Origin of the sequence: Anabaena sp. AL09, from assembly GCF_001672255.1 — a bacterium.
GTDB classification, from domain to species: Bacteria; Cyanobacteriota; Cyanobacteriia; order Cyanobacteriales; family Nostocaceae; genus Dolichospermum; species Dolichospermum lemmermannii.
In genome coordinates, this window is sequence record NZ_LJOQ01000085.1 from 223,250 (window position 1) to 234,812 (window position 11,563).

Consider the following 11,563-nt stretch of genomic DNA (forward strand, 5'->3'; position numbering starts at 1 on the left):
TTGGCTACAGTATTATTACATTAGACAAACTATACAGAAAAGTAGTTGTTAATAGTTAATAAACCAGTAGCCAGTGTACCAGTTATACCTGTGACATTAATTAACAAGTCGCTACTAGAATTAAAGGCAGCAAGACTATCGTTGACTGATAGATAAGTACCACCATTCCAACCAAAAAATACAGCTTGGTTAACAGCTAAAGGTTGTGTTCCAGCAAGATTGGGATTAGCATCTTGATAGGCAGTGATCGCTGCTGCATTTAATGTAGAATAGGTAGCGGTGGAGAAAATACCAGCATTGAAAAGCGCGGTAGGTTGGGAATTAAGAACTATGCGATCGCCCTGACCTGGATTAAAATCAATGATGCGATCAGGTGCAGGTAATAGCGAATCATTAAAATTAAAATAGACAAAGCGATCTGCGCCTAGTCCCCCAGTTAGAGTATCTGCTCCGATTCCTCCAAAGATAGTATCTGTCCCTTCCATTCCAAATACACTATCATTACCCACACCAGCGTTAAGGATATTGTTAGCAGCATTACCTGTGATGGTGTTGTTGAGGCTGTTTCCTGTACCATTGATATTCCCTGTACCTGTGAGGGTGAGATTTTCTACATTTGCTGCCAAGGTATAAGAAATAGAGGATTGAACTGTATCAATTTCAGTAGCTAGGGTAGATGTTTCTGTTACTACATCACCTGTACTATCAACAACATAGATATCGTTACCTGAGCCACCATTCATGGTGTCATTACCAGCACCACCATTGATATAGTCATCACCACTTCCACCGTTGAGGCTATCATTCCCTTCATTTCCTTCTAGTCTGTCATTACCTTGACCACCAGTGATGGTATCGTTACCTGCACCACCAGAGATAACTACATCCTGAGTACCATTTGCTGTAAAAACGTTGTTACCTTGATTTCCGTTGACTACTTCAACACCGAGATTATCAAGGGTAAAGCTAACATCTCCATCCCCTTCAATCACTAAAACATCGAATCCAAGACCACCTTTGATATTGTTGAGGTTATCAAATTTATCAATGGTAATCAGGTCATCCCCTGCGCCTCCATCAATAGAGTCAATTCCTGATCCTCCTGTGAAGATGTCATTACCATTAGAACCGACTAATTGATCATTACCGTCACCACCACTGAGAACTGCCCCTTTGGTACTACCGGATTTCACTATTAAAACATCGTTGCCTTTGCCGCCTGTTGCAGAATAAACTTCAACAGGATCGATAATTAGATTAATATTTGGGGCTGAATCATCGGCAAAGATAATATCAGGTTTGTTTTCGTAAGAAAAACGAGATAGTCCTGGACTAACTTGTTCTAGTTTTGCACCATTGGGGTTATAGGTAAAGGCAACATCATAAAGTTGGCTATAGGATCTCGTTTCAAAGCCAACACGAGTAAAGTAGGCTGAGGCGGTGATTTTGTTGCCTGCAATGTTGTAGTTTTTGGTTTGTGGAGTAATGGAAATTGAATTTACTCCATAGCGATAAAGGGCAGCTAATTCACCCAGTTCTACTTCACCATTTAGGTTTGTATCTGTCCAGATGCGGAGTTGGCTGAAGTTGCTATCTTTGGAGTCAATAACTAAATCTTGGTTAGTGTCTATAGCACCTAAAAAACCGACTTGATTTTGTTGTTGCAGGGAGAAAAATTCAGTGAGGGAAGTAATCAATCCATCATTGTTTCTATCCCAGACAAGGAAACCATCTGAAGGGGCAACCCATCCCATTTGTTCGGGGAAAGCATCATTGTCTACATCGAACAAGGTCATAGAATCTTCAGCGGAAATCAGTTGTAGTCCGTCTGCACCCAAATCAAATACCAGCAATTTATTGGAACTAACTGAATAAGTTGCGGGTTTGTCTGTGGCTAGGTTGTAGTTAGGATTGCCTGGACTAAAGGCTGCTTGTAGGGAAACTGTGCCATCAAAATTGAGAACAGGATTGTATTCTTTATCATCTGCCAAACGGAAGATTTCAATTTTGCTTTGAGGCCTGAGCCAATCTTGTATGGTGATGGTAGATATGTTGTTAACTTTAACGATGAGGTTGTTAGTTTGTAGAGTCAGTTGCAGAGAATTGAGGGTGATTCCTGCGCCAAATTCCAGAGTATCAATACCACCGTCTCTGATTATTCCTTCGTAGTTACCAATATCGTAAATGCTGACATTTGCAGAGTCGCCTAGATTATAAGTGTAAGTATCATTAACTTCCGTACCAAACAGAGTTTTGATATTTCGTGTCGCTCCTAGAATCGTGCCATTATTTTGGTTAATGGTCAAATCTTTAACAGTTGTAGCCGTTACTTCATCAAAGTTATAGTAAGCTACTAATCCAGATTGACTACCTGTGAGTGTACGATTCAAGTCTGCTTGAATTTCTGCTTGAGTTCTAGCTTTATTCCAAATGCGAACTTCATCAAGAGAACCTTGAAAAGAACCGTAGTTACTTAAACCACCTAATAAAGCACTTGGATGGACTATCCCAGTGCTGGTCAAACCTGTTTTCACAAATTGACCATTTAGATAAAGGCTGGGTGTTTTATTGTTATAAATTATTGCTACATGATTCCAACCCGATAAATTCGTGTTGTGAACTAATAGGGAAGGCAAATAATTTCCACTATGTTCAAACAGGCTAATTCCATTTGTTCCCACAGATACCCCCGCATAGACATGACCAGCACCTATAGTCACTGAGCCATTCAGAGGAGCGATCGCATAACGTTGAGAATTGATGCCTGTAACTCCTGAAGTAGCTTGGGGAGTAGAAGCTCTGGTTGCTGTAGGATTTGCCCAGAATTCAATGGTAAATGTATCTTTAACGTCGGCAAACTTGGTAGTATTTAGAACGGAATCATCAATGCCATCGAAAGATAAAGCACGATCAACTTTAATGGGTTGATTATTAGCAGTTAATCCAGTTGTGGTAATTGAATATTCTTCATTGTTACCCAAACGTAACCGTTCAATCTTTTTCGTGGCAAAGTCTGAGAGAATCAGCTTATTAGGTAAAGTGGAAATAGCTGCTGTAGGATTATTCGGGTCTTTGAGCGCAATAATTAAATTGCTGCCATTTTGCTGAACTAATAAATCTGATAATTGAATACTCGCATCAAATTCAATGGTATCTAATCCACCTGCATCTTTGATAGTTATAGTTCCCTGACCTCGGTTATAGCGATAAATATCATCGCCTTTATCTCCATCAAGAATTTGTCCCGAAGCAGTAGCGATTAAAATATCATCGCCAATCCCACCAACATTTCTCGCAGTCCACTCCGCTTCTTTAATAGTCAGATTCCGTTTAAAGGAGGATTTATCGTTGGCAACAGTGCCAGTGCCTTCATTCAGTTGCCAGTAAGCTACAAGACCAGCTTCATTACCTGCGAGAGGTTGTTTTGTCATGGTCTGAATTTGTGCTGCACTAATAGCGGTATTCCATACGCTAACATCAGCGATGGTTGCTTTAGGGACTTCCCAAAAACCGCCATATTGCCGTCCCACACGAAATACTGTATTCGCAGGGTTTACTATAGCTGGTGCTGTAGAAGCTTTTAATTCTGCATCAATATAGACAAATGTATTTGTTTGAGTGCGAACAACGGTGTATAAGTGCCACTGTCCATCACCAGGAACATCAACTCCACTATTTAGCCAAGTATCTCCAACTCGAATTTTGCCATTTTGCCCGCCAATATAGAAAGCATTGATTCCTGTACCTTGGGAGACTAATTCAAATAATCCTTTTTGAATGCTGGGGTCAATTTTTGCCCAAACGGAAACAGTAAATGGGTTATTTGTTCCTGAAGTAGGAATAATTGAGGAGGTAGATTCTAAATAATCATTGACTCCATCAAATTTCAGGGCATAATCAGAACCTTGGACGATGCGACTGGCATTATTGTTAACAAAATTATCAGAAGAGTTAGGGGTATTAAGGTTGAGTTGGGTTGCTCTAGTCTGAATTTGCTGCCAATTAGCTACTCGTTCATCTTCTAGCTTCACTAAACCATTATTTACAACAATTTTAAAGCGACTTCCATCAGCAAAGCGCAGGATTTCGAGCCGATTTTGGGCATTTACCCAATTTGTAAATCGTTCACCATTGATGATTAAATCATTAGTTTGTAAAGAGAGTGTAACTTGGGAAGGTAAAACATTCAGATTAAAATCTTTAACTTTTGGATCTATCCCAGATGCCCACTCTGCTTCTTTAATAGTCAGATGGCGTTGAAACTGCGATTTATCTTTAGCAACACTGCCAATACCTTCATTTAGTTTCCAATAAGCTACTAAACCACCTTCACTACCAGTGAGAGCATCCTTAGTCATACCCTGAACTTGTGCGGCACTAATGGCGGTATTCCATACGCTGACTTCACCAATAGTTGCTTTGGGAATTTCCCAATAATCGCCATATTGTCTGCCTACACGAAATACGGTGTTAGCGGGATTGGCTATTACAGAACCTTTAGAGGCTTTTAATTGTCCATCTATATAAAGATGAGTATTACTGTTATCTCGAACTACTGTAAAAAGATGCCAAAGTCCATCACCAGGTACATCAACTCCTGTATTTATCCACGTATCCCCTGCCCTGATTTTTCCATTTTGTCCCCCAATATAGAAGGCATTACTGCCGGTTCCTTGAGACACCAATTCAAATAAACCGTTTTGAATGCTGGGATCAATTTTTGCCCAAACTGAAACGCTGAATGGGTTATTAGTTCCCTGAGTTGGAATAATTGCGGAAGCAGATTCTAGATAATCGTTGACTCCATCAAATTTCAAAGCATAGTTAGGATTCGGGGTAACGGAACTTTGAGACTGAGAGCGCAGGTCTAAAATTCTGGTTTCTGCATCTTTAATAGCATTGGCTTTGAGATAGTTGATATTTTTTTCGTATAATACGGAATTATCTTTGTAAATACCCCATTCTCTAGCAACTTGAAAATCAGCATTTAATTTATCTAAGGTGTTAACGTCAGTGGGTAATGATTTTAAAAGACGTTTGATATAAAGGTCGCCACCTTCAAATTGAGCAGCTTTGATTTGATCAATAATCCCACGAATGATGGCATCTTGAGCATTACTAAAACGATTGGGATATCGCCAATCGCTAGAACCGCCGGCAGCGTCAGCACCAACCCGTAAGTCTTTATAAAAATAACTGTTTAGGTAATGACCATAGAAGTACATATCCAGGATGATGTTGCCTGTGGGACTTAATTTACCACCCACACTAGACGCAAGAAAGTTGAGAATATCTTTGGCATTGTTGCCCATTTGTTGAGCAAGAGAGGTACTACCACCGTCTAAATTAAAGGCAAATTTAGCAACAAATATCCCATTTTCGATAGTGATAGAATAGGCTGCACGGGGATAGTCTTTATCGCCAAAAGTTCCGCCAATAATACCACCTAGTAGTGTACCAATAGCAGACCCTACAAAATAACCTAATGGTGCCAATGGACCGCTTAAGGATGAAAATGCCCAACCAAAACCAACAGCAAGTGATCCTAATGTACCTCCTAATGCGCTTCCTATTCCTGCTCCTTTAATGCTGAAATCTTCTGAAAAAATATTCCATTTTTGAATTGATACTTGATATAGTTGAGAGCCTAAAAATGAACCGAGAGCAGAAGCTCCCATGTTTTGCAATTGACCAAGTAAGTCCATTTGACTGGGATCAAATACTGCCTTTCCTGCTTCTAATTTATAAGGTGCGCCAAAAAAGGCAACAGCAGTTTCAGGATAAGATAGAGCAACTTGTTTAGTGATGATGTAGGAAACTGTCCCTGAAATTAGTGTATTAACACCAATTTGAGTTAGGGGATCTTCAATTTTAAAAGCTTTAATTAAAGAATTAGCTAGTTTAGAACTTCCTAAACTGATACCTGTTGAGATAAAACTAGCGGGTAATCGTTGGTAAAAAGCGGCTAAGGATAAGGATTTATTAGCCCGTGCAAGAAAAGCAGGATCATTTGATAAATTAAATTTATAAGCCAGAGCCTCTAAAGCTAAACCACCTGTATAGTTTCCTAAAGACTGAGCTACAAGTTGACTGGCAAAATTATCATCAGCATACAAAGATGCAATTTGCGCTCCAACAGCCGCACCAATAATTCCGGCTTCTGTGACAGGGCGATAGTTAGATAGAGACTCATTATGAACCCGGTAATCTCCTGCTACATAGGTATGTAATTCTTCAACAGTAAAGTTATAAACTGTATGTTTGCCTGCAACTGGTTTAATACCAGGATGGGGAATGAGTTTACCTGTTACTCCTACTAAAAAGCCGTTAGTTTCAATTTCGCCTAAAGCTTTAAAACTACCATCGGGTTGTAGAAAATGATGTCCTAAAGTGACTTTGATATTACCTAATTGAACTACTTCTTGATCTGGCGTGATGAACGTATGAGTTACTTTGCGAGGTTGAAGTTTTCCCAACCCATCAAATGCAAGCACTTCGTCACCAATTTTAATTTGTTCGATGGGTTTGTATGTGCCATCTGACATTAAGATCGGAGTTTTAGCCATGAAGCAAAATGGATGTAGTGGCTCTTTACTTTTGATTTCTGAAATTTTTTTACCTTGATTATCATAATATTTATAGATGCTTATTTCAGAGTCAGAATCATAAACTTCAACTGTTTGAAGAATTTCTCCTGTTCTTTTATCCTTAATAATAGCTACTTTTTTAGGTCTTCTTTCTTTAGCTTTTTGAAATGTAAATCCTACACCTACTTCTGCATTAATTCCAAGCCTATCTAGCATGGGGTTACTAAATCCTATTCCTCCCTGTATCTCACCATTTGATTTTTCGCCATAAGAAATGCTTAAAGGAATGGCTCTACCGCTCCCTTTATGATATTTTCGGTAAAATATCCCTGAAACCCCTACACCGATTGGATTTGAGGTTTTAATATTTTCAAAACACCAATGGTTTTGGATATATTAAAAGGATGTTTGATCATAAGGGGAACGGTAGAACCAAAGGAATTTTGTTTTTTATGGCTGTAGCAGATATATCTGATGCCAATGAAATATTACTATTACTATCTATTCCAATACTTATATCAACTTTGCCACTACCAGTTTTTGGTAATTTGAGAGATGATTTTATTTCATTTTTATTATTTTTTACCAAAATTTCTCTATTAACTTCATCCCAAATCACTAACCCTTGAAATGAACTAGAAATATTCCCAAGCTTAATAGAACCTTCAATTTCTACTCTATCGACTACAGAGTTCGTACCTATTTGATTGACAAATCCAATTTTAAATTCTGTACCAAAATCATCTTGATATCCAAGTTTTGCATTAATAAATACAGTATATTCATTTCCATCCCCCCTCCTTATATCATAGCTATGTGAATCTATAGATATACTGTCTAAAGCATTTTGATATTTTTCAAAATCTACATTGGTACTATTTGGAAAAAAACGTTTTAGCTCCCCAATTATATCCAGTCGTTGAGAAATTATTAGTTTTTGAAGTTCTTCTGGGGAAGTTTGTCTTGCTTTATCATAATTATTTATTGCTGCATAAGCTGAATTTTCATTATTATATGTTGCAATCTCTTCTAGAGAAAAGTTAATTCTGTAATCAGAAAGTATTTTATGGTAGTCTAGAAAAGATACTATAGCATGAACACTTAATCCTGTTTTGGTTGATACTTGGGATATTGTCATTTCTCCTTTAATAAGATCAGGAAGATATCTGCTTACTATGTTCATTTGGTTTAATTCCTTCTGTGTATATAAAGACATGATATTAGTTACCTCTCTTGATTAATTTTTGTGTTTTTTGTAAATTTTAATGTTCTGAGATTATGTTGAGTCTAAGCATAAGTTTATATTAGGCTTAAACTTATATAAGTCTTATGTTGACTCCGTATTGCAAAACACTGGTAATTTTTTGAGACTTCTACTAAACACAAGAGCGATAGGTGAGACTTTCGGTAAACTTCACTAACACACTTCGGTAAAAGCTGAAAGCAGGTTATTTAACTCAACTTCAGTAGATATGGGTTTACCTTAAATTCATAGATTGTTTAAGTCCATGGTTTTCGCGCGAATGACAAATTAGGGAATATTGCATTTCCTCAGATGTTAAAAGTTGAATGGGATAAATTGGACTACGGGCGATCAGTAAGCTACGCGATCTATACAAACATCTATAACATTATTTATATATCAAGTTTGTATAGTATGTCAAATAAAAGAAGTTGTATACTAAACTGGATATAGTTAGGATATACTTATAGTTAAGCCCAAAAAGTTGGAAAGTCTTTCTGGTAAAAAATCTTAGTGACAAAACACAACTTAACCTGTAAAGACTAATCTAGTTCTCAACCATTCCTATTTAGTGACGTAAAAACGTGAGTAAGATGACCAAAGACCAAGCAGTTGTAATTTCCGCATTAGAGGAAGACCTGCTGACACTTTTATACCAATGTAGTTTGTATGGACTGGAATTTGTCAACGCCATTAAAGAAGCAAGCGGGGGAACTCGTGAATTAGGCTTAGGTAGCCTTTACCCAACCCTGGCAAGATTAGAAAAGAACAAATTAGTTACTTATCGTTGGGGAGATGAACAAATCGGTCCCCGGCGAAAATATTATGACATTACCCCTTTTGGCAGAGCTATCCTAGAAAATACATGGCGATTTCGCAGAGCTTTATTGGAATCCCCTGTGGAAACAGAGTCTGAGACTTTTAACCCAGAAAATGAATCGGTAATAAGAAAGGCTCAATCCCTACCATCAGCAATTTCTCAGAAATAGGGTTAGAAAAGATATTAAAATAGTCAATAATCGCCTTTCACCCTGGTATAAAGGAGCAATTGTGAGAAATTGGGGACAAGCAGTTATCACTCAGGTTGTTAAGTGGCTGATTTTGCTTCTACCAGAAGACTATCAAGCGTATATTCTTGACATTCAAAATCAATCAGATTCCGCAGGATATACGAACGCAGAAATCCAGACAGAAATATTCAAAGCAATTATAGATTCTTACAAGGGGTTAATACAAACTATCCCTGGAACTTTGGTAGATTTATGGGAAAAATTAAATCCGAATTACTGTAGCAATATTTATGGAATTTATGGTTCTCAAGCCATAGAGCAAGTAGAAACAGAATTTATCAAAGATCATTATAAGATTAATCTCAAGGCTATGCGAATATCAGGCATTGCCTTAATCTTATTTTACATAATACTTGGTGTTTTAGATATTTGGTGCTTGCCAGAGACAAAAGTTACTGCTTGGTTGATTAAACTATTTGTTTGCTCTATTCTATTTGTAACAACTTACCTGGCTTTTTGCCCAAGAATATTTAGTAAATATAATCAACAAATTATCAGTGTTTCCCTAACCGCAGCAGCATTAGGCATAATTTCAACTATGAGCTTATCCCGTATTGATGAACTGGGTCATCATACTTACTACGGAGCTTTGACGTTGATTATATTTTATATCTATTTAATCTCTGGTTTAAGATTTTTCAATGCCCTTGTAGTCAGTCTCATTCTTCTATTTGGATATGCAGCAATTAATCATATTAGCCAATCAACAACATTAGACTACCAATTACAACATTTAAGATATTTTAATAATAATTTCTTCCTGATTACTTGCTTAATCGTAGGAGCATCAGCCTGCAATATCTTTGAAAGAACTATAAGATTAAATTTTCTAATCCGCTATACCATATCAAACTCATTCCGAGAGTTTCTGCATTTTTTCGAATACGAGAATCCTGAGAAATTTTTTGATAACATCAGCAGGATTGGCTCCTCACCGCAAATCTTGGAAAAGTTCTTACTTGAAAGCTTTGCTTATTCTCGAAATAATAATGTTTTGCCACACCCAGAAAATATTCGATTCAAAAAACAATCATTATTAGAACCTAAAAACCAACTTGAAGCTGAATTGAATAACACTAGAGTAAAAAACATCAGGATGTCAAGAAAAGGCTACCTATTAAGCTTGTTATTAAAATCATTAACAAAGGTATTTTATATTATAAATAATCTATTGAACCAGATACAAGATATTAATTTGACTTTTGTTAAAAAGGATTATTGTGCTGATTATCAGAGAACCTTAAAGAAGATTGAAGAATTATTTTGGTTTGATTACTTTCAAAGCTCTTTGATTAGCATTAGATTGGCATCTACTTATGCCTTTACTTTTTATGGATTGTTTGCCATAGCAGATATATTTTGTTTACCCGAAACTAAAATTATATCTATCCCTATTAGATTAGTATTTTGTCTGATAACCATCATAGTATTTTGCACTTCTTTTTTTGAAAAAGTTTTCCAAAAATTTAATCAAACCATTATAATTATTGTTGCGTTGATGGGAGGTTTAGGAATTACATTTATGATTGCTTTTTCTAAACCTACAGAACTGGAATATACAACCTATTATGCAGGCTTAATCCATATAATGTTTTATATATTCTTGTTTGCTAGGCTACTATTTTTAAATGCTGTGCTAGTTGGATTTCTTATTATATTTGGCTATGGAATAATGGCAATTTATTTTCAAAATCTGCTTTCTTCTTTTGAAAATACTGCACTATTCATGAGTAATATTCTTTTCCTCATTGTTTCATGTGTTGTTGGCTCAATCGCTTGTTACCTATTTGAGCAAAATTCCAGATTAGATTTTTTGACAAGATATACTATTGCCTATAAATCTCAAGAACTTCTTGCATACTATGAACATACAAATCCTACCCCAAAACAACTGCTAGATATGATTAATGGGATTAGGCATTCTCCAAGTAAGCTGCAAGAATTTATAATGGAGTTATTAGATTTTCAACGTAGCAAAGATAATCAATAGTTGAGGAATGCTACTCTAATCTGTAAGAGTGGCAAGATTTAGCGCAAACAGATGCTAGGAGGCAAAGCTTTCCGTAAACTGCGCTTCCAAATCGAATTCAATTTTCGTGATGCTAAACAATTTTGGGGATTAGAAGATTTTATGAATAGGGGTCAAACTGCGGTAACTAATGCTGTCGATCTTTCTTTTTTCATGGTCAATTTGTCCCATCATCTTTTAGCTCAGTTTCGTGAATATAATAGACCTCTTGGACAATTGTTTCTATGGTACAACTGGAGGTTTTAGGTTTTATGTGTGTTTGGGTATTGTTGTGATCGCAAATGTAAAGATAGGCGTTTAATTCTAACTTTTGAATAAAATTAAGGCCAACGCCCATTGTAACATAAAATGAATTCTGCAAGAGGTCTAATCCCGGTGCTGGCATTGTTGATCTTCAGGCTTACTGTCGGGGGTTTCGATATGTTCGGGAAATGTTAAAAATGCTTCTGCAACAGCCTGCCTGAGCCTATTTTATTATCCCAGATTTTTGCCAAGCTTACGTCTCTTGGTCGTATTCACAATCAGGGGAAACGCATATTATCAATAAGGACTATTTAATCTCAATAATGACCCAAAAATTCGCATTAACGTCTACTTATTGACAATGATTTAAACCATCACGATGACTGATAAA

Annotated in this window: 4 protein-coding genes and 2 pseudogenes; 4 read left to right on the top strand and 2 right to left on the bottom strand. The window is 36.7% G+C overall.

Annotated features, from left to right (window positions below; all coding sequences use genetic code 11):
• Window positions 1-29: 29 nt before the first annotated feature.
• Entirely contained in the window at window positions 30-6,803 is a 6,774-nt protein-coding gene (locus tag AN490_RS17670) for a LamG-like jellyroll fold domain-containing protein (protein ID WP_300006124.1), read from the bottom strand.
• A 196-nt stretch (window positions 6,804-6,999) separates the two neighbouring features.
• Window positions 7,000-7,803 carry a hypothetical protein gene (locus AN490_RS17675; protein ID WP_300006127.1) on the bottom strand — a complete coding sequence of 268 codons (804 nt, stop codon included), beginning with the start codon at window positions 7,801-7,803 and terminating at the stop codon, window positions 7,000-7,002.
• A 620-nt stretch (window positions 7,804-8,423) separates the two neighbouring features.
• Here AN490_RS17675 and AN490_RS17680 point away from each other — a divergent pair.
• From AN490_RS17680 to AN490_RS17695, 4 genes and pseudogenes are all read left to right on the top strand, one after another.
• Entirely contained in the window at window positions 8,424-8,819 is a 396-nt protein-coding gene (locus tag AN490_RS17680; protein ID WP_300006177.1) for a PadR family transcriptional regulator, read from the top strand.
• A gap of 61 nt (window positions 8,820-8,880) precedes the next feature.
• The gene (locus AN490_RS17685; protein ID WP_300006130.1) at window positions 8,881-10,890 is read left to right on the top strand and encodes a hypothetical protein; all 2,010 of its coding nucleotides are present in this window, start codon (window positions 8,881-8,883) and stop codon (window positions 10,888-10,890) included.
• Window positions 10,891-10,935: 45 nt separating this feature from the next.
• Window positions 10,936-11,124, top strand: a pseudogene (locus tag AN490_RS17690) (hypothetical protein); the annotation flags it as partial.
• A 155-nt stretch (window positions 11,125-11,279) separates the two neighbouring features.
• Window positions 11,280-11,487 (top strand): annotated as a pseudogene (locus tag AN490_RS17695) (hypothetical protein); the annotation flags it as partial.
• Between the last annotated feature and the right edge of the window lie 76 nt (window positions 11,488-11,563).